Here is a 25,221-nt window from a genome sequence, read left to right on the forward strand (position 1 = left end):
GGAACGGCCCCGCAGGGGCTCGTTCCCCCGCACCCGCACCCCGGGATCGGCCCCGCAGGGGCTCGTTCCCCTGCACCCACACGTGGGGAACGGCCCCGCAGGGGCTCGTTCCCCTGCACGCACACCCCGGGAACGGCCCCGAAGGGGCTCGTTCCCCCACCCGCTCCCCCCACGAGAAACGGCCCCCTCGAGGGGAGCCGTTCCAGACGTTCCGCGGGCCTCCGCGCGGTCAGCTGCAAGGCGGAGGAGGAAGTCATAGCGGCGCTATGACGCCCGACGACAACGCCGCAGATGACCGTGCGGAGGCCCGCGGAATCACTCCCACTCGATGGTGCCGGGGGGCTTGGACGTCACATCCAGCACTACCCGGTTCACGCCGCTCACCTCGTTGGTGATGCGGTTGGAGATGCGGGCGAGGAGGTCGTAGGGCAGGCGGGTCCAGTCGGCGGTCATCGCGTCCTCGGAGGAGACGGGGCGCAGGACGATGGGGTGGCCGTAGGTGCGGCCGTCTCCCTGGACTCCGACGGAGCGGACGTCGGCGAGGAGGACGACGGGGCACTGCCAGATCTCGGTGTCGAGGCCGGCGGCGGTGAGTTCGGCGCGGACGATGGCGTCCGCGTCCTGGAGGAGGTCGAGCCGCTCCTGGGTGACCTCGCCGACGATGCGGATGCCGAGGCCGGGGCCGGGGAAGGGCTGGCGGCCGACGATGGCCTCGGGGAGTCCGAGCTCGCGGCCGATCGCGCGGACCTCGTCCTTGAAGAGGGTGCGGAGCGGCTCGACGAGCGCGAACTGCAGGTCCTCGGGGAGTCCGCCGACGTTGTGGTGGGACTTGATGTTGGCGGTGCCGGTGCCGCCGCCGGATTCGACGACGTCGGGGTAGAGCGTGCCCTGGACGAGGAAGTCGATCGTCTCGCCCTCGCCCTGCGCTTCGAGCACGAGCGCTTCGGCGGCGGCCTCGAAGGTGCGGATGAACTCGCGGCCGATGATCTTGCGCTTCTGCTCCGGGTCGCTGACGCCGGCGAGCGCGTCGAGGAACTGCTCGCGCGCGTCGACGGTGACCAGGCGGACGCCGGTCGCGGCGACGTAGTCCTCCTCGACCTGGCGGCGCTCGTCCTTGCGGAGCAGTCCGTGGTCGACGAAGACGCAGGTCAGCTGGTCGCCGATGGCGCGGTGCACGATCGCCGCGGCGACGGCGGAGTCGACTCCGCCGGAGAGCCCGCAGATGACGCGGCCGGAGCCGACCTGCTCGCGGATCACGGCGACCTGGTCGTCGATCACGTTGGAGGAGTTCCAGTCGGCCGGGATGCCCGCGGCGCGGTGGAGGAAGTTCTCGATCACGGCCTGGCCGTAGGCGGAGTGCTTGACCTCGGGGTGCCACTGCACGCCGTAGAGGCGGCGCTCGTCGTTGCCGAAGGCGGCGACCGGGGTGGAGCTCGTGGAGGCGAGGACCTCGAAGCCCTCGGGCGCCTGTGCGACCGAGTCGCCGTGGCTCATCCACACCGTCTGGTCGGCGGGCTGCTCGCCGAGGAGCACGCCGCCGTCCGTCGAGAGGGCGGCGTCGGTCGCTCCGTACTCGCGCAGCCCCGTGTTGGCGACCTCGCCGCCGAGCGTCTTCGCCATCACCTGGAAGCCGTAGCAGATGCCCAGGACCGGGACGCCGAGGTCGAAGATCGCGGGGTCGAGCTGCGGGGCGCCCTCCTCGTACACACTGGACGGGCCGCCCGAGAGGATGATGCCGACGGGCGACTTCGCGGCGATCTCGGCGGCCGTGGCATTGGAGGGCACGATCTCGGAGTAGACGTTCGCCTCGCGGACCCTGCGGGCGATCAGCTGCGCGTACTGCGCGCCGAAGTCGACGACGAGGACGGGCTGCGCGGCCAGGTGCGGCTGGGGGGCGGTGGGCTGCTCGCTAATGGGGGGCCTCCACGGAGTCGGTCGGGGTCTTCGGATCGGTGCCGGCTGTCCGGCGCTCGAGGTACTGCTCGACCTCGCGGGCGATGCGGGTCTCGACGAAGAAGGAGAGGGTGGGCACCACGCCGCCGAGCGCGATGAGCACGAAGCGCGTGAACGGCCAGCGCATGAGGCTCCACAGGCGGAAGTCGGCGAAGAGGTAGACGACGTAGAACCAGCCGTGCGCGATCAGGATGCCGGTGGACAGGTTCGCGCCGGTGCCGCTGGACTTGAACTCGCCTCCGGGCACCTCGTACATCGGGGCGAAGTGCAGGACGCCCTGCTGGCCGAAGGCGAACAGCTCGAGGTGGAAGACGTACTTGAGCAGCATCTCCGCGCAGAGCAGGAGCAGCATCACGCCGGTGATGATCGAGGTCACCCGGTAGAAGCGCAGGGCGCTCCGGATCGCAGGGAACTGCGCGGGCTTGGGCTCGAGGGGCATGACGACCAGTTTACGGTGCGGGGGCGGGGGCCTCGGCCCGGTCGCCCAGGTCGGCACGGGCGCGCTCCTCGGCGTCGAGCGCCTCCTCGACCTCGCGCTCCCAGGCGTCCTTGACGAGGCGGAACCAGAGGTAGAGGGCGAAGCCGGCGAACACGACCCACTCGATCGCGTAGAAGACGTTGAGCCAGTTCAGCGAGACGTCGCTGACGCGCGCCGGGGAGTCGATGGCCTCGAGGCCCGCGACCGGCTCGTCGACGACGACGTAGCCCTGGTAGACGTCCTGCGGCGGATCCGGCCAGCGGTTGATGAGCGCGGGGATGGAGAGCGCGGTGAGGGTGGCGGGGTCCAGGCCCTCCGCCGGCGCCTCCGCGGCCTCGTTGGCCACGAGGCGGCCGGTGAAGGAGGAGGGCGCCTGCTCGCTCCCGCTGTTCAGCGCGTCCGCGACGGACTGCGCCTGCGCCTCGTCCTGCGTCCAGCCGTAGGCGAGCACGAGATCGGCGTCGGCGGTCCGGGTGCGGGCGATGACCCACCAGCCCGGCTGCTCGCCGTTCAGGCGGCCACCGAGGATCTCGGCCCCGCCCGGCACGAAGACGGACGAGCCGTCCACGCGCTGGCCGTCGGCGGTCGCCGTGATCGACCGGGAGGGGGTCGCGACCTCGGTGAGCGGGAGCGTCGTCTCCGACACTCCGGAGTCGGGTGCGGCGGCCTCGACCGCACGGCCGACCTGCCACTGCCCGAGCGCGGCGAAGAGCCCGGCGATCAGGAGCGCGAGCGCCAGCGCGGCGATCCAGCGCGGGCGCCGGGCGACCTGCCCGACCGTGCTCTGCGTCATTCGTCCCTCGTCCGCCCTCGATCCGCACGGTGTCCCGCGGGCCGGATCGAGCCTAACCCGTGAGTGTGGGAGCTCCGTGGGATCAGTAGTCGGGCTCCCTCGGGCGGCGGGGGCGGGCGTCGTCGGCGCCGTCGGACTGCTGCATCGCCTGGTCGATGAGGGCCTGGCGCTTCGGATCGGGGAACTCGTCGTCGAGCTCGTCCGGCTCCGCGGGGCGCCTCGGAGGAGCGGGGGCCTCCTCCGCGGCGACGGCGGGCGCGGCCATCGCCGCCTCCACGAGCGCGAAGTCCTCCTCGTCCATCGCCGTGGCCGCAGCCGGCGCCGGGCGGTGCCTCCGCCGCGAGAGGAACGCGCCGATGCTCTCGGAGCGCGAGGCGAGGATCGGCCCGACGATCGCCATGATCAGCACGTACAGGCCGGCGAAGGGCTGGATCCGCTCGTCGAGCCCCGCCGAGAGCGAGAGCGTCGCCAGGATGAGCGCGAACTCGCCGCGGTTGTGCAGGATGAACGCCGCGTTCAGGCCCGCGCGCGGTCCGAGCTTGTTGAGCCACGCGACGAACTGCCCGGCCCCGAGGTTGAGGACGATGGTCATGACCGCGGCGATCAGCACCGGGACCACGACACTCGGGAACGCGCCGGGATCCAGCCCGAGACCGAAGTTGACGAAGAAGAAGGCGCCGAACACGTCGCGCAGCGGGATCGCGATGTGCTCGACCCTCGACCGGAACCGCGTCGCTCCGATGACCAGTCCGATCAGGAACGCGCCGATGGCGTCCGTCACTCCCAGGACCTCGCCGATGCCGCCGAACAGGATGGCGAGACCGAAGAACAGGATCGTGAACAGCTCGTCGTCGCGGGTGCGGAAGAAGCGGGAGACGACCTTCCCGCCCCAGCGGGCGATCGCGAACATCACCACGAGGAACGCGAACGCGATGAAGAGCTTGAGCACCACCGGCCACGGCTCCGTCTCGCCCGAGAGCACGACGGACACGATCGCCAGGTACACCGCGATGAAGATGTCCTCGACGACCGTGACGCCCAGGATCATCGGCGTCTCGGGGTTCGCCAGGCGCTTGAGCTCGATCAGCAGCTTGGTGACGATCGCGCTCGAGCTCGTCGCCGTGATGCCCGCGATGATCAGGGCCTCGCGGCTCCCCCAGCCCAGGGCGAAGCCGAAGCCGAGGCCGACGGCCATGTTGACAGCGATGTAGGAGCCGCCGGAGAGGATCAGCCGGCCGGCGTTCCCGAAGAACTCGTCCTGGTCGAACTCCAGGCCGAGGTTGAACAGCAGCAGGATCAGTCCGAAGACCGCGGTCAGCTCGATGTAGCTCGACTCGAAGTCCAGTGGGAAGAGGTGGAAGTTCGGGCTCGCGAGGAGCCCGACGACCATGTAGATCGGGATGGCCGGGAGCCCGATCGTCCTCCCCAGCCGGCCGAGGACGTAGGCGACGACGAACAGGACGCCGAGGACGATGAGGTCTTCGCCGTGGTGCATCCTCAGGCTCCGGGCGGGGCGTCGACCGTCTTGGCGAAGCTGCCGGTGCGGAAGAACGCGAACGCCTTGGCGACCTTCTCGGGGCTGCCGGCGACCACGAGGGTGTCGCCGGGGAAGACGCGGAAGTCGGGAGCCGGCGCCGGGTTGGCGGCGTCACCGCGGACCACGGCGACGACGGTCAGCCCGACGATCCCGCGGTCGGCGGGCTTGCCGAGCTGCTGTCCGGCGATGTGGTCGTCGTAGTCGACGGTGAACCAGTCGATCGAGAGGCCCGGGATCTGGTCGAGCGCGGTGAGCGACTCCGTGATCTGCGTGCCGCCGAGCAGCTCGGCGAGCGTGTGAGCCTCGTCGTCGCTCAGGCGGAGCGACACCTTGGCGCCGTCCTGGTCGCCCTCGGCGAACGTGATCAGGTCGCTGTGGCCGGAGCGGTGCGCGATGACGCCGACCTTGCCGCCGTCGGCCGTCAGGAAGGTGTGCAGAACGCCGACACCGGGCAGTTTGACCCTGCGGACCTCGACCATGCGTGCTCCCTCCGCGCCGTGCGGCGCTCCCACTCGGGACTTCCAGCTTAGGCGCGCTCCGGGCCCTCCGGCCGAGGGAACCCCGACCCGTCGAGGGAGCCCGCAGTTCCTGGCGGTCTCGACGGTCCGGGGTTCCCTCGCTGTCCACAGGGGGTGGAGGGGAGTTTCCACAGACGGGGAAGGCGGAGGGGAGGAGGGGCAGCGAGGAGGCGAGAGTGGGGGGATGAGTGCGGTGAGGATCTTCCGGGACGAGGCGTGCGGCCGGTCGGACGAGTTCGTGCGGCTGCGCCGCGGAGTGTACGTGCGGGCGGGCGAGTGGGCGGAGACCTCGGTGGACGAGAGGCAGCGGGCGCGGATCGACGCAGTGGCCGCGACCTGGACCGCGCCCTTCTTCCTCCGCGAGTCGGCGGCGGCGGTCTGGGGACTCCCCCTGGTCGAGCCGCTCGCGGAGACCGTCCACGTCGAGGGGGCGACGGACGTGGGCAGCCGGACGCGCAACGGCGTCGCCGAGCACCGGAGCGCGCGTCTGCCCTCGCTCGCGCTGATCGACGGTCTCGCCGTCTCGGACCTCGCGCAGACCGTCTTCGATCTGGCGCGGTTCTCCTCCTTCCGGCGCGCCGTCGTCGCGGCCGACCACGCCCTCCGCCTCGTCGACGAGGGCGGCTCGCCCCTGCTCACGCGTGAGGAGCTCCTGCGCCGGCACGCGGAGCTGCCCCCGGGCTCCCGGGGCCGCACGACGAGCGCCGCCGTGATCGCCTTCGCCGATCCCGCCTCCGAGACTCCGCTCGAGTCGATCAGCCGAGTAGCGGTGCACCTCGGCGGGCTGCCCGCGCCGGTACTCCAGCATCCTGTGCGCGACCAGGACGGGCTCGCCGGGACCGTCGACTTCTTCTTCGAGGAGGCGGGCGTGATCGGCGAAGCGGACGGCGACCACAAGTACACCAACCCGGCGTTCCTCCGGGGCCGCTCGCCCGAGCAGGTGCTGCTGGCCGAGAAGCGCCGGGAGGATCGGCTCCGCGCCCGGGTCCGCAGCGTCGTCCGCTGGGGCTGGCGCGAAGCCTACGACTCCCGCCCGCTGCTCGTCCGGCTGGCCCGCGCCGGCGTCCGACGTGTCGAGGGAACCCCGGACCGTCGAGGGAGCCCGCTGTTCACGGCGGCCTCGACGGTCCGGGGTTCCCTCGGTCGGTGAGCGTCAGCTGGGCTGGTACGGCGCGACGACGACCTCGACGCGCTGGAACTCCTTGAGGTCGGAGTAGCCGGTCGTCGCCATCGAGCGGCGCAGGGCGCCGATGAGGTTCGCTGTGCCGTCGGCGCCGGTGGCCGGGCCGTAGAGGACCTGCTCGAGAGTGCCGACGGTGCCGACCTCGACGCGGCGGCCGCGGGGCAGCTGCGGGTGGTGCGCCTCGGCGCCCCAGTGCCAGCCGCCGCCCGGAGCGTCGGTCGCGCGGGCCAGCGCCGAACCGAGCATGACGGCGTCCGCGCCCACCGCGACGGCCTTCACGATGTCGCCGGAGGTGCCGAGGCCGCCGTCCGCGATGACGTGCACGTAGCGTCCGCCCGACTCGTCGAGGTAGTCGCGGCGAGCGCCGGCGACATCGGCGACCGCGGTCGCCATCGGAGCCTGGATGCCGAGCGTCGTGCGGGTGGTGGAGGCGGCGCCGCCGCCGAACCCGACGAGGACGCCCGCGGCGCCCGTGCGCATGAGGTGCAGCGCCGCGGTGTACGTGGAGGCACCGCCGACGATGACGGGCACGTCGAGCTCGTAGATGAACTTCTTGAGGTTCAGCGGCTCGGTGTCGCGCGAGACGTGCTCGGCCGAGACGGTCGTGCCGCGGATGACGAACACGTCGACCCCGGCGTCGACGACGGTCTGGTACAGCTCCGCGGTCCGCTGGGGCGACAGGGCCCCGGCGACGGTGACGCCCGCGGCGCGGATCTCGGCCAGGCGGGCGGTCACGAGCTCGGGGCGGATCGGAGCGGAGTAGATCTCCTGCATCCGCTGCGTCGCGGTCTCGGCCGGAAGCTGGCGGATCTCCGCCAGCAGCGGCTCCGGGTCCTCGTACCGCGTCCACAGGCCCTCGAGGTCGAGGACGCCCAGCGCCCCCAGGTGCCCGAGCCGGATCGCCGTCGCGGGCGACACCACCGAGTCCATCGGCGCGGCGAGGATCGGCGTCGCGAACTGGTACGCGTCGATCGACCACTTCACCGACACGACCTCGGGGTCGCGCGTCCGGCGGCTCGGGACGACGGCGATGTCGTCGAAGGCGTACGCGCGGCGGGCGCGCTTGGCGCGCCCGATCTCGATCTCCATGACGCCGAGTTTACTGTGGCTCGCTCCTCGCTCCGCTCGTCGCTCGCCCGCGGTCGGCCCGGGCGGGTGGGCGCGTTCCGCAGAGCGGGTCGCGTCCGCGCTACGACGATCCGCTGGCACGCGGATCGCCGGTCACCGCTCCGACCTTGCTCAGCGGCGCTCAGCAACCCGCCGTGTCGGCCCGGGCGGGTGGTTGCGTTCCGCAAAGCGTCCCGCGTCCGCGCTACGACGATCCGCTGTGCCGATCAGGCGCGCTCCTCGCAGAGCTCGTCGCTCGCCCGCGGTCGGCCCGGGCGGGTGGGCGCGTTCCGCAGAGCGGGTCACGTCCGCACCACGACGATCCGCTGGCACGCGGATCGCCGGTTCGCGCCACCACCTTGCTCTGGAAAGCCCGGTCGCTCGCCCGGGGTCGGCTAGAGCGGGTGGTCACGTGGCGCAGAGCGGGTGGCGGCACCCCTTCCCTGCGTCACGGGAGGCGGACGCCCTCCCGGCGCAGTCGCGGCGGCGCCCGGCGCCGCTCGCGCTGCGTCCCCCGCTCCACAGCCGAGGACCGGTGCTCGTCTCCCGGAGGGAGGCGGCGGATCGGGATCGCGTCCCCTCCGGCGTGGCGGGCGTACGGGCCGCAGGCCCGTCGGGCAGAGGGGCCGCAATCCTGATCCGCCGCCGGCCCCACCAGACCCCCTCAGCGCCGGTAGTTCGGCGCCTCCACCACCATCTGCACGTCGTGCGGGTGCGACTCCTTCAGCCCGGCCGCCGTGATGCGGACGAACTTCCCGCGCGCCTTCAGCTCGGGGATGGTGCGGGCGCCGACGTAGAACATCGACTGGCGCAGTCCGCCGGCGAGCTGGTACGCCACGTTCGCGAGCGGGCCGCGGTAGGGGACCTGGCCCTCGATGCCCTCGGCAATCAGCTTGTCGTCGGTGGGCACGTCGGACTGGAAGTAGCGGTCCTTCGAGTAGGAGGTCCGCTCGCCGCGGGTCTGCAGGGCGCCGAGGGAGCCCATGCCGCGGTAGGTCTTGAACTGCTTGCCGTTCTGGAACACGAGGTCGCCGGGGCTCTCCTCGCAGCCCGCGAGGAGGGAGCCGAGCATCACGGTGTCGGCACCGGCGACGAGCGCCTTGGCGATGTCGCCGGAGTACTGGAGGCCGCCGTCGGCGATCACGGGCACGCCGGACTCGCGTGCGGCGAGGGACGCCTCGTAGACCGCGGTGACCTGCGGGACGCCGACGCCGGCGACGACGCGGGTGGTGCAGATCGAGCCGGGGCCCACGCCGACCTTGATGGCGTCGGCGCCGGCGTCGACGAGGGCCTGCGCCCCGGAGCGGGTCGCCACGTTGCCGCCGATGACGTCGACGCCGGCGAACGCCGAGTCTGACTTCAGGCGGCGGATGATGTCGAGCACGCCGGCGGAGTCGCCGTTGGCGGTGTCGACGACGATCACGTCGACGCCCGCGTCGAGCAGGGCGGTGGCCCGCTGCCACGCGTCGCCGAAGAAGCCGATCGCGGCGCCGACCCGCAGGCGGCCCTCGTCGTCCTTCGTGGCGTTGGGGTACTGCTCCGACTTGTCGAAGTCCTTCACCGTGATGAGCCCGGCGAGCTTGCCCTGCGCGTCGACGAGCGGCAGCTTCTCGATCTTGTGCTGCGCGAAGAGGGCGATGACCTCGCTGTCGGGGATGCCGACGCGGCCCGTGATCAGGCCGGTGCTGGTCATCACATCGCGGACGAGCGTGGTCGCCTTCTCGAACGGCGAGACGAAGCGCATGTCGCGGTTGGTGATGATGCCCACGAGCACGCCGGTGGAGTCGACGACGGGGAGGCCGCTGATCCGGTACTGGCCGCAGAGGTCGTCGACCTGGGCGACGGTGGCGTCCGGGGTGGTCGTGACGGGGTTCGAGACCATGCCCGACTCGCTCCGCTTCACCCGGTCGACCTGATCGGCCTGGTCGGCGATGGAGAGGTTGCGGTGCAGGACGCCGAGGCCGCCCTGGCGGGCCATCGCGATCGCCATGCGCGCCTCGGTGACGGTGTCCATCGCCGCGGAGAGCAGCGGGGTCGCCACGCTGATGCGCTTGGTGAGGCGGGAGGCCGTGTCGGCCTCGCTCGGGATGACGTCGGTGTGCCCCGGGAGGAGCATGACGTCGTCGTAGGTGAGTCCGAGGAATCCGAAGGGATCCGGCTGGTCCATCAATGCCCCTTAGCAGTTCGAGTGCGGGAGCCCGGAGAGGACGGGAGGAGTCCGCTCACGAGCGCCACGGTTGTTCGATCTTAAGCGCCGCGGGGCCCGCGGTATTCCTCGACGGCGCGGCCGCCGGGCCGCGGATGGGCGCTGGAGCGCTCTCCTCTCCCTCATAATGTCGTCACGCATAAGTGCCGACGGTGAAACACCGCCGACACATGCGGAACGTATGGTCAACCAACGTTGTTTGACGACGGCGATTCGGGCGTGCCCGGAGACCCCATCCGTCTGTGCACCCTGACGAGAGGTAGACGTCTTGCTCACAGCCAGCCGTTCGATGCGCCGCCAGCGCTCGACGACCCTGCATCCGACGGACCGGGAGGCGCCCCGTGGATAGGAGACGCCCGAGGCTCCGAGACCGGCTCCTGGCCCTGGGTCTGCTCGCCGCGACCCTCACCGGGATCGCCGCGGCGGCCCCCGCCGCACTCGCCGCCACCACCGCCGACCAGTCGATCATCGCCTGGGTCCGCGTGCAGGGGACGAACGAGAACCTGACGGGGGTGACCGTCGAGATCGGCGGCGACGCCTCCGCGACCGTGACCACCGGCGAGGACGGCCGGGCCACGTTCCCCCTCGACGCCGCGGGCACCTACACGGTGACCGTCGACGAGGAGTCCCTGCCCGCCGACAAGGGCTACCCCGCAGCGGGTCAGAACCCGAAGCAGGTGAAGATCGTCGCCTCGCAGAACCAGATCGTGAACTTCATCGTCTCGACGGCCAACCCGAAGGGCTCCGGGGCGACCGTCCCGGTCCCGACGGACTCCGCGGCTCCGACGAGCCCTGCGACCGAGGGCACGACCGGCAACGACGCGACGAACCCCGACGGGACGTCCAACGCGGTGAACCAGCCGGTGTCGGCCGACACGTTCTGGATCATCTTCTGGCCGAAGGTCGTCACCGGCCTGATCTTCGGACTCCTGATCGCCCTCGCGGCGATCGGCGCCTCGCTGATCTACGGCGTGACCGGCCTGAACAACTTCGCCCACGGCGAGCTGGTCACCTTCGGCGCGCTGATGGCCTACCTCTTCTCCGGGGTCTTCGGACTCCCGGCGCTGCTGGCCATCCCGATCGCGGTGCTCCTCGGCGGGGCCTTCGGCTTCGTCCAGGACGGGCTGCTCTGGAAGCCGCTGCGGAAGAAGGGCATCCAGCTCATCCCGCTGATGATCGTGACGATCGGCCTCTCGCTGGCCCTGCGGTACGTGTTCGTCTTCTTCTTCGGAGCCGACCGCCTCTCGCTCCCCAACAGCACCGCTCCGTTCTTCACGGTGCCGGAGCTCGGGATCAGCCTGAAGTTCACCGACATCGTCGGCGCCGTGGTCGGCATCGTCTGCATCGTCGCCGTGGCCTACGTGCTCACGAAGACGAAGATCGGCAAGGCGATGCGGGCGGTCTCGGACAACCGGGCCCTCGCCTCCGCCTCGGGCATCAACGTCGAGCGGGTCATCCGCGTCGTCTGGGTGATGTCGGGCGCTCTCGCCGCACTGGCGGGCGTCTACATCGGCTACTACCAGTCGCTGCGCTGGGACACCGGTGCGTCGATCCTGCTGCTGATCTTCGCGGCGATCACGCTCGGCGGACTCGGCTCCGCCTACGGCGCGCTGGTCGGCTCGCTCATCATCGGACTGATGATGAACATCTCGACGATCTGGATCCCGGAGAACCTCAAGTACGTGGCTCCGCTCGTTCTCATGATCATCATCCTCCTGGTCAGGCCGCAGGGAATCCTGGGCCGCAAGGAACGGATCGGCTAGGACACCATGAACCTCAACTTCATCTGGCTGGCGATCGGGCAGATCGTCGATCCCACCGTCGCCGCGTACGCGCTGGCGACCATCGGCCTGGTCATCCACTTCGGATTCACGGGGCTGCTCAACTTCGGACAGGCCGGCTTCATGGCGGTGGGCGGCTACGCCTTCGCCATCACCTCGGTCAAGTTCGAGTGGCCCGTCTGGGGCTCCTTTCTCGCGACCATCGTCGCGGCGACCGTCTTCGCGCTGATCCTCGGCATCCCGACGCTCCGGCTGCGGGCCGACTACCTCTCGATCGTGACGATCGCGGCGGCGGAGATCATCCGGCTCTCGGTCAAGACCCCCGAGTTCTCGGCGATCACCGGCGGCTCGGAGGGCATCAACGGCGCGGCGAAGGCGTTCAACGACCTCAACCCGCTCCCCGAGGGCCGCTGGGGCATCGGCGTCCTCACCTACAGCCAGGACCAGTGGTGGGTGCGGATCGTCGGCTGGGGCCTCGTGCTCCTGGCCTGCCTCCTGGTGTTCCTCCTGATGCGCAGCCCCTGGGGCCGCGTCATCAAGGGCATCCGCGAGGACGAGGACGCCGTGCGCTCGCTCGGCAAGAACGTCTTCTCGTACAAGATCCAGGCGCTGATCCTGGGCGGTGTCCTCGGAGGCCTCGCAGGAGCGCTGTTCATCCTCCCCCGCTCGCTCCAGCCCGACAACTACGGCACCCAGCTCACGTTCTTCCTCTACACGATCATGCTGCTGGGCGGCGCCGCGACGGTCTTCGGACCCGTCGTCGGCTCGATCATCTTCTGGGTCGTCCTCGGTCTCACCGACGGACTGCTCACGCTCGGGATCGACACCGGGGTCCTCAACAACGACCTCATCCGCCTCACCACCGTGCAGACCGGACCCATCCGGTTCATCGTGGTGGGGGTAGCCCTCATGCTCCTGGTGATCTTCAGACCCCAGGGGATCTTCGGCAAGAAGAAGGATCTGCATTTTGCCTAAGACGCCGGTCTCGGACATCACCGAGGAAGCAATCGTCCCCGGGGTCAGGAAGAAGGACCCCATCGTCGTCGCCGACAACGTCAGCCGCCGCTTCGGCGGCCTGACCGCGGTCGACGTCGAGCACCTCGAGATCCCCCGCGGATCCATCACCGCCCTGATCGGCCCGAACGGGGCCGGCAAGACCACGTTCTTCAACCTGCTGACGGGCTTCGACAAGCCCAACACCGGCAAGTGGAACTTCAAGGGCAAGAACCTCGCCAACGTCCCGGCCTACCGGGTGTCGCGGATGGGCATGGTGCGCACCTTCCAGCTCACCAAGGCGCTCGGCGGCATGACCGTGCTCGAGAACATGCTGCTCGGCGCGAAGGGGCAGAAGGGCGAGAACATCTTCACCTCGCTCATCCGCCCGCTGTGGTCGAAGGAGGAGGACTCGATCGAGCAGCGCGCGATCCGCCTGCTCGAGAAGTTCAAGCTGGACACCAAGCGGGACGACTACGCGTCGAGTCTGTCGGGCGGCCAGAAGAAGCTGCTCGAGATGGCGCGGGCGCTGATGTCGGAGCCCGAGCTCGTCATGCTCGACGAGCCGATGGCCGGCGTGAACCCGGCGCTGACGCAGTCGCTCCTGGGCCACATCGTGAACCTGAAGGACGAGGGCATGACGGTGCTCTTCGTCGAGCACGACATGCACATGGTCAACACGATCGCCGACTGGGTGATCGTGATGGCCGAGGGCAAGGTCGTCGCCGAGGGCCCGCCCTCGACCGTGATGAACGACCCGGCCGTCATCGACGCGTACCTGGGCGCTCACCACGACACCGACCTGGGCACGATCGAGGGCCAGCTCGAGATCGCCGAGGAGATGGACTCCGACCTCGTCCGCGAGGACGTGGAGCGGCAGGCGGAGCAGGCCGGCATCCCGACGCCCGGCCACGACGCTCCGGCCGCCGGGACGGCGTCCCCGTCGGCCTCCGCGCCGACGAGCGTCGCCCCGACGACCGACGCCCCGGCCGTCGAATTCGAGAAGGACGAGAAATGACCGCCGACACGACGACTCCGAACACCCTCGAGACGCACGACCTGCACGCGGGCTACGTGCCGGGGGTCAACATCCTCAACGGCTCGAACGTCTACGTGAAGCGCGGCGAGCTCGTCGGGATCATCGGCCCGAACGGCGCCGGCAAGTCGACCCTGCTGAAGGCGATGTTCGGCCTGGTCAACATCCGCCAGGGCACCGTCCTGCTGAACGGCGAGGACATCACCGGCCTCAAGGCCGACAAGCTGGTGTCCAAGGGCGTGGGCTTCGTGCCGCAGAACAACAACGTCTTCCCGTCGCTCACCATCGAGGAGAACCTCGAGATGGGCATGTACCAGAAGCCGAAGCTGTACAAGGAGCGGCTCGAGTTCGTGACGGAGCTCTTCCCGGAGCTCAGCAAGCGGCTCAAGCAGCGCTCGGGATCGCTCTCGGGCGGTGAGCGCCAGATGGTGGCGATGTCGCGGGCTCTGATGATGGACCCGTCGATGCTTCTGCTCGACGAGCCCAGCGCCGGCCTGTCCCCAATGCGGCAGGACGAGACCTTCGTCAACGTGCAGCGGATCAACCGCGCGGGCGTCTCGATCATGATCGTCGAGCAGAACGCCCGGCGGGCGCTGCAGATCTGCGACCGCGGGTACGTCCTCGACCAGGGCCGCGACGCCTACGAGGGCGCGGGCCGGGAGCTGATGAACGACCCCAAGGTCATCGAGCTCTACCTGGGCACGCTCGCGACGACCAACGAGGTCACCACGAGCACCCCGACCGTCGGCGGCTGATCCCCGCCGCGAAGGGCCCGTCGTCTCCGGACGGCGGGCCCTTCGTCGTTCCCCGGGGCGCCGAGTCGGGGCGAGCAGGTCGGTGCGGCTCCGGATCGGAGGCGGAGCCGCCGGGGCAGGACGCCGGGCCGCACGACGAGGAGTCGGAGCGGGGCGGGGAGGCGGGCGGCACGATCCTCGGAGACGCGGCCGCGCAGGGTGCCGGAGGAGGAGTCGAGGGGGCCGCTCGCCTGCCGCGGACGGGCCCTCAGCGGCCTCTCCGCAGCGCCCGCCGCAGGCCCGGGAAGTCGCCGGGACGGCGGGTCTGGCACCCCTTCCCCTGTACCCGCGGCAGGGGCGGGACAGCGAGAGTCTCTCCGCACCCGCGACCCCCACGAGGGGGACGGGATATCGCCCCTCCTGCCGTAGTTTTGGGGACACGGGACAGCCTCGCAGGGGGACGTCCCGCTCCCCTTTCCCCCCGGTAGGTGCCGCGATCGGCCGCCGATCTCCTCCCCTCCCCGCAGCGCCTCGAGCGCCGCGTCGTCCGCCTCGAAGGAGCCGACCATGAAGAGCTACACCCCCGCCCCTGTGGAACTCGGAGCCGGCTTCGGCACCGGCGCGATCGGCGACTACGAGCGCTGGCGCGTCGTCGGCGTCTACGCCCAGGTCGTCATCGCCGAGACCACCGGAGGCAAGCGCCGCAACTACAGCCGCTCCTTCGTCACCTACCGCCTCGCGCAGGAGGCGGAGCTGCTCCGCGCCTCCTAGGCCCTCCGCACTCCACGAGCGCGCGTCCTCCCCGGGAGGGCGCGCGCTTCTGCGTTCCCGCCTGACGTCGTCGCTCCCGTCCGCGGTCGTGCAGGGCGCTCCTCGATGCCGAGAGAGGCGATCGGAGGCGCTCACTGCAGGCGAGAGCCGCTTCACCGAGGAGGAGAGGCTCCCTCGACGCGGCGAGAGGCCCTGGACGCCGCGGAGCCGTCCGTCCGCGCCCGACGGCGGTGTCGCCCCCGGGGACGGCCTCGGCGCCTCCCTGCGCCCGTCCGCGCGACCGGCGCCTCCGCCCCTGCGCTCCGGGAACGGCGAAGGGGCCCGGTCCGAAGACCGAGCCCCTCAGGCGTGCGGCAGGAGCCGCGTCACCGCGTCGTCAGTTCAGCGAACCCTCGACGGTCTCCTCGAAGGAGGTGGTGTTGCCCGTGCCGTACTTGTAGATCGAGACCGAGGCCTCGCTGGTGTCGCCGTTCTCGTCGAACGAGATCGGGCCGGAGAGGCCGTCGTAGTCGATGTCCTCGCCGTCGGCGATCAGCTTCGCGCAGTCGGCGAAGGTCGTGCACTTGGTGCCGCCCTCCGAGACCGACATGAGGTTGTCGCGGATGGTCGCACCGTCCGTCGCCTTGCCCTGGAGCGCGGCGAGAGCGGTCAGGACCGTCGCGTCGTACGACTCCGGCGCGTAGCTGAACACGGTCAGCGCGTCGTTGCCCTGCGACTCGACGAGCGACTGCAGCTTGCCCTGGAAGTCCTCGGACGCCTGGACGCCGGGGTTGGTGAACTGAGCGCCGGCGATGTCGACGTTCGTGTCGGACTCGCCGATGACGCCGTAGTTGCCGTCCGTGCCGTAGAGCTTCGAGAAGTCGAAGCCCTTGGCCGAGAGCTGCTCCGCGATGGTCTTGATCTCGTCGAACGAGATGACGACCAGCGCGTCGGGATTCGGGGCGAGGACCGAGGTCAGCGCCGAGTTGAAGTCGGTCGAGGCCGGCTCGAAGATCTCCTCGGCCGCGACGGACGCTCCGCCCGCCTCGAGGGTCTCCTTGATGTTCTTCTCGAGGCCGGTGCCGTACGCGTCGTTCATGTACAGGATCGAGACGTTGGTCTTGCCGTCGCCGAGGATCTTGTTGCCGAGGATGCGGCCCTGGAGCACGTCCGAGGGAGCGGTGCGCCAGTAGTAGCCGTCGTCGTCGTAGGTCGTGAAGTCCGGCGAGGTGTTGGCCGGCGAGATCTGGACGACGCCCGCCTGGGTCACCTGGTCGATGAAGGTCTTCGAGACGCCCGAGGACGCCGCGCCGATGATGGCGGAGACGTTGTCGGCGATGAGGGACGTGGCCGACTGCGTCGCGATGTCGGTCGTGGTGTCGCCCGAGTCCTTCTGCTCCACGTCGATCGTGATGCCGGCCTTGGCGTCGTTGATGTCGACGACCGCCTGGTCGACGCCCGCGATCTCGGGCGGGCCGAGGACGGCGAGGGTGCCGGTCTGGGGGAGGATCGTGCCGATCTTCAGGGACAGGTCGCCCGAGCCGCTGTCGCCGCCCGATCCGCTGTCGCCGCCGCCGGCGCAGCCGGCGAGGACGAGAGCGCTGGCGCCCAGAATGGCGACGCCGCCGAGGGTTGCCCGGAGGGACCGCGCGCGGGCCGAGCCGGCCTTCGCGTAAACGCCCATGTTGCTCCTTGAGAGGTGTGTGTCAGTGGGAGCGGCGCCGGTGGCAACCGCTCGGCCAACCTAACCTCCGAAGCACCCGTGAACAATACAGGGGTGTTACCAATACGTTTCGCGACCGGATCGTTACCTTTCCGCTGTCGCGCCGCGCCAGGACGACGCGTTCCGCAGATCAGACGGAGGATCGGCGCCGTCGGCGCTCCGCAGCGACGAGGTCGCCTGAGAAGATCGCCAGGGCGGCCCACACCAGCGCGAAGCCGATCCAGCGCTCGAGCGGCATCTCCTCGTGGAGGACGAAGGCCCCGACGAGGAACTGCAGGAACGGCGTCAGGTACTGCACGAAGCCGACGATCGAGAGCGGGAGGCGCCGGGCGGCACCCGCGAACAGGAGCAGCGGGACGGCCGTGACGATGCCGGCCGAGGCGAGGATCAGGGCGTGCCCCGTCCCCTCCGTCGTCAGGGTCAGCCCCACCGTGGAGCCGACGACCGCCAGCTGCACGACGGCGAGCGGCGTCAGCCAGAGCGTCTCGAGGGTCAGCCCGCCGACCGCGTCCAACGTGCCGCCGACCCGGCTCTTCACCAGGCCGTAGAGGCCGAAGGAGAAGGCGAGGGCGAGCGAGATCCACGGGAAGGATCCGTAGCCCACGGCGATGACCAGCACGGCGACGGCGCTGACACCCATCGCGGCCCACTGCAGGGGCCGGAGGCGCTCGCGCAGCACCAGGACGCCCAGCAGCACCGTGACCAGCGGGTTCATGAAGTAGCCCAGGGCCGCCTCGATGACGTGACCCGTGGTCGTGGCGATCACGTAGACCTGCCAGTTGACGTAGATGAGCACGCCGGCGATCGCCATCACGCCGAGCAGGCGGGGGCGGCGCAGCAGCGCGCCGAAGGAGCGCCAGCCGCGGAGGACCGTGAGCAGGATCACGCAGAAAACGAGCGAGAAGAGGACCCGGAAGGCGACGATCTCGAACGGCGAGGCCGGCGCCATCGCGATGAAGTAGAGGGGCATCGCGCCCCAGAGCAGGTAGGCCGAGAACGCGAAGAGCAGCCCCGTGCCGGACATCCCGCCCGGGCGTCCTGCGGCTCCGAGAGCCTCCACTCCTTCGCCGACGGGCACGTCCGAGGGGGACGGCGAGACGGACTCGGCAGGGGTGCGGGAGCTGGTCACTCCCCCGATGCTACGCAGGCGCGGGGTGGGGGAATGGCCCTCCACCGGTCGGATCAGGCCACTGGTCGCGAGGAGGACCGGGAACGACGGAAGGGCCCGCCGACCGAGGTCGACGGGCCCTTCCGAGTGGTGCTGCCTAGCGGACGACGACCGCGAGGACGTCGCGAGCGGAGAGGACCAGCAGGTCCTCGCCACCGAACTTGACCTCGGTTCCGCCGTACTTGGAGTAGATCACCTTGTCGCCGACGGCGACGTCGAGCGGCACGCGGTTGCCGTTGTCGTCGATGCGACCGGGTCCGACGGCGACGACCTCGCCCTCCTGCGGCTTCTCCTTGGCGGTATCGGGGATGACGAGACCGGAAGCGGTCACCTGCTCCGCCTCGACCTGCTTGATGACGATGCGATCTTCGAGCGGCTTGATGGACACCGACACGGTTGACCTCTTTCTTGACGACGATGTGGGCGGAACGCGGTTCTGGCACACACGCTCCGAGAGTGCTAGATCCATCGTAGGGGCTCCGCTGGCACTCGTGCAATCAGAGTGCCAAGCAGGGCGGCGGACCCGCCCGAGGCCGTGGCCTACCATGGCCGGATGCGACGCGACGAGCTGGTCGAGCTCCTCTCCCCCGAGGGCCTCCGGCTCCTCGACTCCCTCGACGGCTACCGGTCCGACGACCTGGTGCGGGCCGTGGCTCGCCTGCGAGCGGCCGGCCACTCCCCCGTCCTCGTCGCGGCGGTGCTGACCCAGGCGAGGCTCCGGCAGAAGGCGGAGGCGAAGTTCGGCGAGTTCGCCCGCTCGATGCTCTTCACGGACGCGGGGCTCGAGCAGGCGACCCGGCTGCGCGTCGCCGCTCTGCACGCCGGCCGGTTCGCCGCCGCGGGAGCGGTGCGCGTCGCCGACCTCGGCAGCGGGATCGGCGGCGACGCCCTCGCGATGGCCGCGATCGACCTGGCGGTCACCGCCGTCGAAGCCGACGAGGTCACCGCGACGCTGGCCAGCTTCAACCTCGCCCCGTTCCCCGCGGCGAGCGCCGTGCACTCGACGGCCGAGGCCTTCGACCTCGACGGCTTCGACGCCGTCTACCTGGACCCCGCGCGCCGCACGGCCGGCCACCGCGAGACCCGCCGGCTCGACGATCCGGACGACTACTCCCCCTCGCTCGACTTCGCGTTCGGCCTGGCCGAGCACCGTCCGGTGGGCGTGAAGGTGGGCCCGGGCTTCGACCGCGAGCGCCTGCCGCGGGACGCCGAGGCGCAGTGGGTCTCCGTCGACGGCGAGCTGGTCGAGACCGGGCTCTGGTTCGGCGCCCTCGCGCGCCCGGGCGTGCGCCGTTCCGCTCTGCTGCTCGGCGCGGCCGGCTCCTCCGAGCTCACCGCGGCGGGCGACAGCGAGGACGAGGAGGTCGGCCCCCTCGGCGCGTTCGTGCACGAGCCGGACGGCTCCGCGATCCGCGCTCGTCTCCTCGGCGAGCTCGCGCGCTCCAGCGGCTCGCGGATGCTCTCGCCCGGCATCGCGTACCTGACCGGCGACGACGCGGCCGCCTCCCCCTTCCTCCGCAGCTTCCGGGTCCTCGCCGAGCTGCCGCTGGACGAGCGCACGCTGGCGAAGGAGCTGCGCACCCGCGGCATCGGCGTGCTCGAGATCAAGAAGCGCGGGGTGGACGTCGACCCCGCCCGCTTCCGCAAGCGCCTGGGCCTCTCCGGCACCGGCAGCGCGGTGCTGATCCTGACGCGGATCGCCGGGCGCCACCGCGCCCTGCTCGCGGAGCGCGTCGACCGGTCCGCGCCGGCTCAGTAGCCGGAGGTGCCGGCGGCGAGGGCCACCACCACGAACACGATGAAGACCGCCAGGTAGATCAGCGAGACGGCGATGCCGGCGAACCCGGTGATGATCGCGGTCAGCGCGAACCCGCGCGCGGCCGGCTCGCGGCGGCGTCCGAGGAAGCCGAGCACGACGGCCGGAGCCGACAGCAGGAAGCCGAAGCCGGCGGCGAAGAGAGTGATGACCAGGCCGACGATGCCGAGGATCATTCCGACGAGGCTCAGCGTGCGCGGGACGACGGGCGCCGGTGCGGCCGCGTAGGCGGCGGGGTGGCCGGGCGCAGAGGAATAGGCGGACGCCGAGGGGTACGCGGGCGGGGGCGGCGGCGACCCGTAGGCCGGCGGCGCGGAGTCCGCGAGCGGCGCTGACGGCTGCGACGCGGCCGAGGGCGGAGCGGGCGGAGCCGGCGGAACGGGCGGAGCCGGCGGGACCGGCACGGAGCCGTGCTGCTCGTCGGAGCCGGGGCCGGGACGGGTGCTGTCGTCGCTCATGGCGCGAGTCTAGCCAGCACCCGCGCGGCGGCGGGGGCCTCCGCCGCGTCAGGCGGGCAGGTATCCGCCGTCGCGAAGGTCGCCGACGAAGGCCGTCCAGGCGAGGTAGGCGATCACCGCGAGGACGATCGCGAGGTAGCCCAGCACGAAGCCGGCCACCGCTGGGCCGCGGCCGCGCTGTCCGGAGCGTCCGGCCTGGGCGAAGCCGATGTGGCCGAGGACGATGGCGGCGGGAGCCAGGCCCAGCAGCCCGCAGACCAGAGCCGCGACCGCGAGCGGGTTCATCGGCGGGCGGCGGGGCGGCAGCCCGGGGTAGGGATCGGCGACGGCCGTCGGCGGCGGGTAGGCCGCCGACGGCTCGCCGAGCGGAGGGGCGAACGGCGCGGGCGCCGGTCCGGTCTGCGGTCCGGGCGCGGTCTCGTCGGTCACGGTGTCCTCCTGGTGGTGCGGGCGCCCCCGAGCCTCGGGGGCGTGTCGATCAGTACCCGGTCGTGGGCATGGTCGCCGCGATCGAGAAGAGAGCGACGAACGAGATGATGGTGATGATGATCGCGACGAAGCCGATGATGACGGCGGCGAGGGCGAGACCGCGGCCCTTCTCCCCGGTGCGCTTGATCTGCGACAGGGCGATGAAGCCCAGCACGATGCCCACGATGGAGACGAAGAACGAGGCGATGAAGCCGATGATCGCCAGGATGTTGTAGCGGTCGGACGCGGGCGTGTACGGAGTGGTCATGGAATCCCCCAGGGTCAGGAACGAGCGGATGCGGCCAAGAGTGGCAGTGGCACGATCCGCCTGTCAAAAAGCTGGACGGCGCTTGCGCGCCCCGGCCACCGCCCGGTAGACGCCTCAGCGGACCTGGATCTCGGTGACCGGGAGGGTCGAGTCGGCGCCGAAGCCGAGTCCCGACGGGGGATGCCCCGCCTCGATCAGCTGCGCCGCCAGCGCGGCGATCATCGCGCCGTTGTCGGTGCAGAGCGAGAGCGCCGGGATCCGCAGGGTCACTCCGGCCGTCGCGCACCGCTCCTCCGCCAGCGCGCGCACCCGGGCGTTGGCGACCACGCCGCCGCCGAGCAGGAGGCGCGGCACGCCCCGGTCGCGGCACGCGGCGAGCGCCTTCGTGAGCAGGACGTCGGCGACCGCCTCGCGGAAGCTCGCCGCGACGTCGGCCACGGGCACCTCCTCCCCCGCGTCCTGGCGCTTCTCGACCCAGCGGGCGACCGCGGTCTTCAGCCCCGAGAACGAGAAGTCGTAGCGGTGGCGCTCGAGGTCCTTCGGCAGGCTGAGCCCGCGGGGGAAGCGGATGGCCTTCGGGTCCCCGTCCGCGGCCACCCGGTCGATCTGCGGTCCGCCCGGATAGGGCAGGCCCAGGACGCGCGCCACCTTGTCGAAGGCCTCGCCGGCGGCGTCGTCGATGGTCTCGCCGAGCAGCTCGACGTCCGACACCAGATCGCGCACGTGCAGGAGCGAGGTGTGCCCGCCCGAGACCAGCAGCGCGATCGTCGGCACCTCGACGGGGCTGCCCTCGCTGCCGTCCGCGCGGAGGACGTCGGCTCCCACGTGGCCGACGAGGTGGTTGACGGCGTAGAGCGGCAGGCCGAGCGAGACGGCGAGCGCCTTCGCCGCTCCGACGCCGACCATGAGGGCGCCCGAGAGCCCCGGCCCGCTGGTGACCGCGATCGCGTCCAGGTCGCCGAGCGCGACACCGGCCTCGGCGAGCGCGGCGTGCAGGGCGGGCTCGAGCGCCTCCAGGTGCGCCCGGGCCGCCACCTCGGGCACGACGCCGCCGTAGCGGGCGTGCTCCTCCATCGAGGAGGCGATGGTGTTCGAGAGCAGCGTCGTGCCGCGGACGATGCCGATCCCCGTCTCGTCGCAGCTGGTCTCGATGCCGAGGACGAGGGGTCCGGTGCTCACGGGGTCTCCTGGGTCGGGGTCGGCGGCAGGCGCATCACGATCGCGTCCACTCCGTCGGGCTGGTAGTAGGCGGGGCGGACGCCGATCTCCTCGAAGCCCTCCGAGCGGTAGAGGGTCTGCGCGGCGGGGTTGTCGGCGCGGACCTCGAGGAAGACCTCGCGGGCGCCGCGCTCGCGGGCCGCCTCGAGCAGCGCCCGCAGCAGCCGGCGGCCGAGGCCCGTGCGGCGGACCCGGGCGACGACCGCGATCGTCTGCACGTCGCCCTCGTGGGCGCCGACGGGGCAGAGGAGCCCGGCGTAGCCGACCACCTCGCCGTCCTGCTCGGCGACCAGGTAGCGGGTGTGGCGGCTGCGGATCTCCTCCGCCATCATCCCGCGCGACCAGGCGTCTCCGGCGAACTCGGACTCCTCGATCGCCATGACGGCGTCGAGGTCGTCCGCCTGCGCGTCGCGGAGCACCGCCTCGCTCATGCGGTCACCCGCTTGGGGCCGGCCGACAGCGTGACGTCCGGCGAGCGGAGGTAGAGGGGCTCGTCCGCGGCGCCGGGGCGGCCGGCCGCGCGAAGGCGGGCGGCCACGACTCCGAGCTCGCCAGCGGAGACCGACTCGGCCTCCAGGCGCGGGAGCTCCGGATGCGGGAGGGCCGGCGGCTTGTCCAGGCCGGGGCCGGCGAGGCGGACGGGGAGCCCCTGGTCGTCGAGCCCGTCGTAGGCGCTCCAGTACAGCTCTCGGCGGCGGGCGTCGGTGACGACGAGGAAGCCCGCGGCGCGCCCGTGCCGCAGCGCGGCGAGCGCGATCGCGTCGTGCGAGACCACGGGGAGAGTGGGGACGCCGCGGCCGAGCGCGAACGCCCGGGCAGCGGCGATGCCGACCCGGAGGCCCGTGAAGGGGCCGGGGCCCATGCCCACGGCGACCGCCTCGATGCCCGCGGGCGCGACGCCCGCCGCCTCGAGCGCCTCCTGGATCAGGCGGCCGACCACCTCGGCGTGCCGCATGGTGTCGGTCTCGGTGCGCTCCGAGCGCACGGCGCCCGCGGAGTCGACGACGGCGACGGAGGTTCCGGAGGAGGTGTCGATCGCGAGGAGCACGCGTCCAGGGTACCCGCGGGCTCAGCTCCAGCCGGTGCCGCGGAAGCGGACGGTCCGCGGCTCGATCGGCTCCTCGCCCTCGTCGGCGTCGGAGCCGGCCGTCGGCCGCTCGATGACCACGTCGAGCCAGGACTCCGCGACGCCGTCCAGCATCCCGGCGCCCCACTCCACGACGACCACCGAGCGCGCCAGGTCGAGGTCGAGGTCGTCGAGCTCGACCGGCGAGCCCACGCGGTAGGCGTCGACGTGCACGAGCGGCGGCCCGTCGTGCAGCGGCGGATGCGTCCGCGCGATCACGAAGGTGGGGCTCGTCACGGGACCCCGCACGTCGAGGCCCTCGCCGAGTCCCCGGGTGAAGGTGGTCTTGCCCGCCCCGAGCGGCCCCGTCAGCACCAGGAGGTCGCCGGCGCGCAGCACTCGGCCGAGCTCGCGGCCCAGCTCCGCCATGGCCTCCGGATCAGCGACCTCGACGACGCGGTCCGCGAACCAGGAGCGCTCAGGCACGGCCGTCCGCCGCGCTCAGCAGCCGCCGCTGGACGCGCGGCCCGAGCCGGGTGACCAGCTCGTAGTTGATGGTGCCGCACCAGCGCGCCCACTCGTCGACCGAGGGGACGCCGGTCGTCGGATCGCCCCAGAGCGTCACCGGGTCGCCCGTCGCGACGCTCGCATCCCCCACGTCGACGACGAACTGGTCCATCGCGACCCGCCCGGCGATCCGGTGGCGGCGGCCGCCGATCGAGACCTCCGCGACGCCGGAGGCGCTGCGCGGGATGCCGTCCGCGTAGCCGAACGGCACGAGCGCCAGGGTCGTCCCGCCCTCGGCGCGCCAGGTGTAGTCGTAGCTCACGCCGGTCCCGTGGGGCACCCGGCGGACGCCGGCGACGCGGCCCTGCAGCGTCATCGCCGGGACGAGCCCGAGCTGCAGCGAGGTCTCGTCCTCGAACGGCGAGAGCCCGTAGAGGGCGATGCCGCTGCGCACCATGTCGAGCCGGGCCTCCGGGAGGCGCAGCGCGGCGGCCGTCGCGGCGAGGTGCAGGACCGGCGCCTGCACCCCGTGCTCGGCCAGCACGGCCTCGGCGCGGCGGAGGAGCGCGAGCTGGGCGAGGTCGTCCTCGCGCGAGGTGTTGGACAGGTGCGAGAACAGCCCGGTGAGGTGGACGGTCCCGCGCGCGCTGTGGCGGGCGAGCGCCTCCGCCAGGCGCGGCCACTCCTCCTCCGGGGCGCCGTTGCGGCTGAGGCCCGTGTCGACCTTGAGCTGCACGGCGGCGCGCACACCGCGGTCCTCCGCCGACTGCGCGAGCGTGTCGAGCTGGTCTGTGGAGGAGACGGCGACGTCGATGGAGTGCTCGAGCGCGGCGTCGAAGTCCTCGCCGGGGTCGTGCAGCCAGCAGAGGATCGGAGCGACGACGCCGGCCTCCCGCAGGGCCACGGCCTCGCGCAGCTCCGCCGTGCCGAGGGCGTCCGCGCCTCCGTCGAGCGCCGCCTGCGCCGCGGCGAGGGCGCCGTGCCCGTAGCCGTTGGCCTTGACGACGGCCATGAGCCGGCGGGCGCCGGTGAGCTCGCGCAGGCGCGCGGCGTTCGCCGCCATCGCGTCGACGTCGATCACCGCCTCGCGGTACGACGCGGGGGTGGTCACGACTCGGCCACGACGAACGCGCAGGCCACGCCGGCGTCGTGCGTCATCGACAGGTGCACGCGCGTGATCCCCCTCGCCTCGGCGGCCGCCCGGGCCGGGCCGTGCAGCGCGAAGGAGGGATTGCCGTGCTCGTCCCGCTCGACGACCATGTCGTGCCAGCGGGCGCCCGCGGAGTCGCCGAGCGCCTTGATCAGCGCCTCCTTGGCGGCGAAGCGGCCCGCCAGCGAGGCGACGGGGAGCGAGCGTTCGCTCTCGGCGAACAGCCGATCACGGAGCCGCGGGGTACGCGTCAGCGAGCGCTCGAAGCGCGCGAGGTCCACCACGTCCACCCCGATCCCCACGATCACGG

Annotated in this window: 26 protein-coding genes; 7 read left to right on the forward strand and 19 right to left on the reverse strand. The window is 71.8% G+C overall.

Annotated features, from left to right (window positions below):
* Positions 1-315: 315 nt before the first annotated feature.
* From guaA to GSU45_RS12335, 5 genes are all read right to left on the reverse strand, one after another.
* Positions 316-1,881: a glutamine-hydrolyzing GMP synthase gene (guaA, locus tag GSU45_RS12315; protein WP_159917108.1), complete on the reverse strand. Its 1,566-nt coding sequence runs from the start codon at positions 1,879-1,881 to the stop codon at positions 316-318.
* 28 nt (positions 1,882-1,909) lie between these two features.
* Entirely contained in the window at positions 1,910-2,392 is a 483-nt protein-coding gene (locus tag GSU45_RS12320) for a DUF3817 domain-containing protein (RefSeq protein WP_104274234.1), read from the reverse strand.
* A 10-nt stretch (positions 2,393-2,402) separates the two neighbouring features.
* Positions 2,403-3,224: an SURF1 family cytochrome oxidase biogenesis protein gene (locus GSU45_RS12325; protein ID WP_159915333.1), complete on the reverse strand. Its 822-nt coding sequence runs from the start codon at positions 3,222-3,224 to the stop codon at positions 2,403-2,405.
* 82 nt (positions 3,225-3,306) lie between these two features.
* Positions 3,307-4,719: a cation:proton antiporter gene (locus GSU45_RS12330; RefSeq protein WP_159915335.1), complete on the reverse strand. Its 1,413-nt coding sequence runs from the start codon at positions 4,717-4,719 to the stop codon at positions 3,307-3,309.
* 2 nt (positions 4,720-4,721) lie between these two features.
* Positions 4,722-5,240 (reverse strand): TrkA C-terminal domain-containing protein, encoded by a 519-nt coding sequence (locus tag GSU45_RS12335; protein WP_068256939.1) that lies wholly within the window; start codon positions 5,238-5,240, stop codon positions 4,722-4,724.
* 223 nt (positions 5,241-5,463) lie between these two features.
* Between GSU45_RS12335 and GSU45_RS12340 the strand changes: the two genes are divergently transcribed.
* Positions 5,464-6,429: a hypothetical protein gene (locus tag GSU45_RS12340; protein WP_159915337.1), complete on the forward strand. Its 966-nt coding sequence runs from the start codon at positions 5,464-5,466 to the stop codon at positions 6,427-6,429.
* 3 nt (positions 6,430-6,432) lie between these two features.
* On the opposite strand, the gene GSU45_RS12345 is transcribed toward GSU45_RS12340, so the two are convergent.
* Both GSU45_RS12345 and guaB read right to left on the reverse strand, forming a co-directional pair.
* Positions 6,433-7,551 carry a GuaB3 family IMP dehydrogenase-related protein gene (locus tag GSU45_RS12345; protein WP_159915339.1) on the reverse strand — a complete coding sequence of 373 codons (1,119 nt, stop codon included), beginning with the start codon at positions 7,549-7,551 and terminating at the stop codon, positions 6,433-6,435.
* 682 nt (positions 7,552-8,233) lie between these two features.
* Positions 8,234-9,736 carry an IMP dehydrogenase gene (gene guaB / locus GSU45_RS12350; RefSeq protein ID WP_159915341.1) on the reverse strand — a complete coding sequence of 501 codons (1,503 nt, stop codon included), beginning with the start codon at positions 9,734-9,736 and terminating at the stop codon, positions 8,234-8,236.
* A gap of 380 nt (positions 9,737-10,116) precedes the next feature.
* Here guaB and GSU45_RS12355 point away from each other — a divergent pair, with 380 nt between their 5' ends.
* From GSU45_RS12355 to GSU45_RS12375, 5 genes are all read left to right on the forward strand, one after another.
* Positions 10,117-11,538 carry a branched-chain amino acid ABC transporter permease gene (locus GSU45_RS12355; RefSeq protein ID WP_159915343.1) on the forward strand — a complete coding sequence of 474 codons (1,422 nt, stop codon included), beginning with the start codon at positions 10,117-10,119 and terminating at the stop codon, positions 11,536-11,538.
* Between the two features lie 6 nt (positions 11,539-11,544).
* Complete coding sequence (locus GSU45_RS12360; protein WP_104224731.1) at positions 11,545-12,531, forward strand: branched-chain amino acid ABC transporter permease; 987 nt, start codon at positions 11,545-11,547, stop codon at positions 12,529-12,531.
* Positions 12,524-13,567 (forward strand): ABC transporter ATP-binding protein, encoded by a 1,044-nt coding sequence (locus tag GSU45_RS12365; RefSeq protein ID WP_159915345.1) that lies wholly within the window; start codon positions 12,524-12,526, stop codon positions 13,565-13,567. The genes GSU45_RS12360 and GSU45_RS12365 overlap by 8 nt, the downstream gene beginning before the upstream one ends.
* Positions 13,564-14,340, forward strand: coding sequence for an ABC transporter ATP-binding protein (locus GSU45_RS12370; protein ID WP_104224729.1), 777 nt, complete (start codon positions 13,564-13,566; stop codon positions 14,338-14,340). Before GSU45_RS12365 ends, GSU45_RS12370 begins: the two co-directional genes overlap by 4 nt.
* A 546-nt stretch (positions 14,341-14,886) precedes the next feature.
* Positions 14,887-15,090 (forward strand): hypothetical protein, encoded by a 204-nt coding sequence (locus GSU45_RS12375; protein ID WP_104234164.1) that lies wholly within the window; start codon positions 14,887-14,889, stop codon positions 15,088-15,090.
* 376 nt (positions 15,091-15,466) lie between these two features.
* On the opposite strand, the gene GSU45_RS12380 is transcribed toward GSU45_RS12375, so the two are convergent.
* The 3 genes from GSU45_RS12380 to groES all read right to left on the reverse strand — a co-directional run bounded on the left by GSU45_RS12380 (position 15,467) and on the right by groES (position 18,354).
* On the reverse strand, positions 15,467-16,753 hold the full coding sequence (locus GSU45_RS12380) for an ABC transporter substrate-binding protein (protein ID WP_159915347.1): 1,287 nt from the start codon (positions 16,751-16,753) through the stop codon (positions 15,467-15,469).
* 169 nt (positions 16,754-16,922) lie between these two features.
* On the reverse strand, positions 16,923-17,816 hold the full coding sequence (gene rarD / locus GSU45_RS12385; protein ID WP_159917110.1) for an EamA family transporter RarD: 894 nt from the start codon (positions 17,814-17,816) through the stop codon (positions 16,923-16,925).
* A gap of 241 nt (positions 17,817-18,057) precedes the next feature.
* A complete protein-coding gene (groES, locus tag GSU45_RS12390) occupies positions 18,058-18,354 on the reverse strand; it encodes a co-chaperone GroES (RefSeq protein WP_097167691.1) in 297 nt (98 codons plus the stop codon).
* 159 nt (positions 18,355-18,513) lie between these two features.
* Here groES and GSU45_RS12395 point away from each other — a divergent pair, with 159 nt between their 5' ends.
* The gene (locus GSU45_RS12395; protein WP_159915349.1) at positions 18,514-19,719 is read left to right on the forward strand and encodes a class I SAM-dependent methyltransferase; all 1,206 of its coding nucleotides are present in this window, start codon (positions 18,514-18,516) and stop codon (positions 19,717-19,719) included.
* Here the strand turns inward: GSU45_RS12395 and GSU45_RS12400 are convergent.
* The 9 genes from GSU45_RS12400 to GSU45_RS12440 form a co-directional block, all read right to left on the reverse strand.
* On the reverse strand, positions 19,713-20,234 hold the full coding sequence (locus GSU45_RS12400; protein WP_159915351.1) for a DUF4190 domain-containing protein: 522 nt from the start codon (positions 20,232-20,234) through the stop codon (positions 19,713-19,715). The genes GSU45_RS12395 and GSU45_RS12400 overlap by 7 nt on opposite strands.
* Positions 20,235-20,282: 48 nt before the next feature.
* The gene (locus tag GSU45_RS12405) at positions 20,283-20,663 is read right to left on the reverse strand and encodes a DUF4190 domain-containing protein (protein WP_159915353.1); all 381 of its coding nucleotides are present in this window, start codon (positions 20,661-20,663) and stop codon (positions 20,283-20,285) included.
* Between the two features lie 49 nt (positions 20,664-20,712).
* Positions 20,713-20,970 carry a DUF4190 domain-containing protein gene (locus GSU45_RS12410; RefSeq protein ID WP_104234158.1) on the reverse strand — a complete coding sequence of 86 codons (258 nt, stop codon included), beginning with the start codon at positions 20,968-20,970 and terminating at the stop codon, positions 20,713-20,715.
* Between the two features lie 114 nt (positions 20,971-21,084).
* Entirely contained in the window at positions 21,085-22,149 is a 1,065-nt protein-coding gene (tsaD, locus tag GSU45_RS12415) for a tRNA (adenosine(37)-N6)-threonylcarbamoyltransferase complex transferase subunit TsaD (protein WP_159915355.1), read from the reverse strand.
* A complete protein-coding gene (gene rimI / locus GSU45_RS12420; protein WP_104234156.1) occupies positions 22,146-22,619 on the reverse strand; it encodes a ribosomal protein S18-alanine N-acetyltransferase in 474 nt (157 codons plus the stop codon). Before rimI ends, tsaD begins: the two co-directional genes overlap by 4 nt.
* The gene (gene tsaB / locus GSU45_RS12425; RefSeq protein ID WP_159915356.1) at positions 22,616-23,236 is read right to left on the reverse strand and encodes a tRNA (adenosine(37)-N6)-threonylcarbamoyltransferase complex dimerization subunit type 1 TsaB; all 621 of its coding nucleotides are present in this window, start codon (positions 23,234-23,236) and stop codon (positions 22,616-22,618) included. Before tsaB ends, rimI begins: the two co-directional genes overlap by 4 nt.
* 21 nt (positions 23,237-23,257) lie before the next feature.
* Entirely contained in the window at positions 23,258-23,740 is a 483-nt protein-coding gene (gene tsaE / locus GSU45_RS12430) for a tRNA (adenosine(37)-N6)-threonylcarbamoyltransferase complex ATPase subunit type 1 TsaE (protein ID WP_279631097.1), read from the reverse strand.
* Complete coding sequence (alr, locus tag GSU45_RS12435; RefSeq protein WP_159915357.1) at positions 23,733-24,872, reverse strand: alanine racemase; 1,140 nt, start codon at positions 24,870-24,872, stop codon at positions 23,733-23,735. The genes tsaE and alr overlap by 8 nt, the downstream gene beginning before the upstream one ends.
* A complete protein-coding gene (locus GSU45_RS12440) occupies positions 24,869-25,219 on the reverse strand; it encodes a holo-ACP synthase (protein WP_159915358.1) in 351 nt (116 codons plus the stop codon). The genes alr and GSU45_RS12440 overlap by 4 nt, the downstream gene beginning before the upstream one ends.
* Positions 25,220-25,221 lie beyond the last annotated feature (2 nt).

Source organism: Rathayibacter sp. VKM Ac-2801, assembly GCF_009834245.1.
In the GTDB taxonomy this organism is placed as follows: Bacteria; Actinomycetota; Actinomycetes; order Actinomycetales; family Microbacteriaceae; genus Rathayibacter.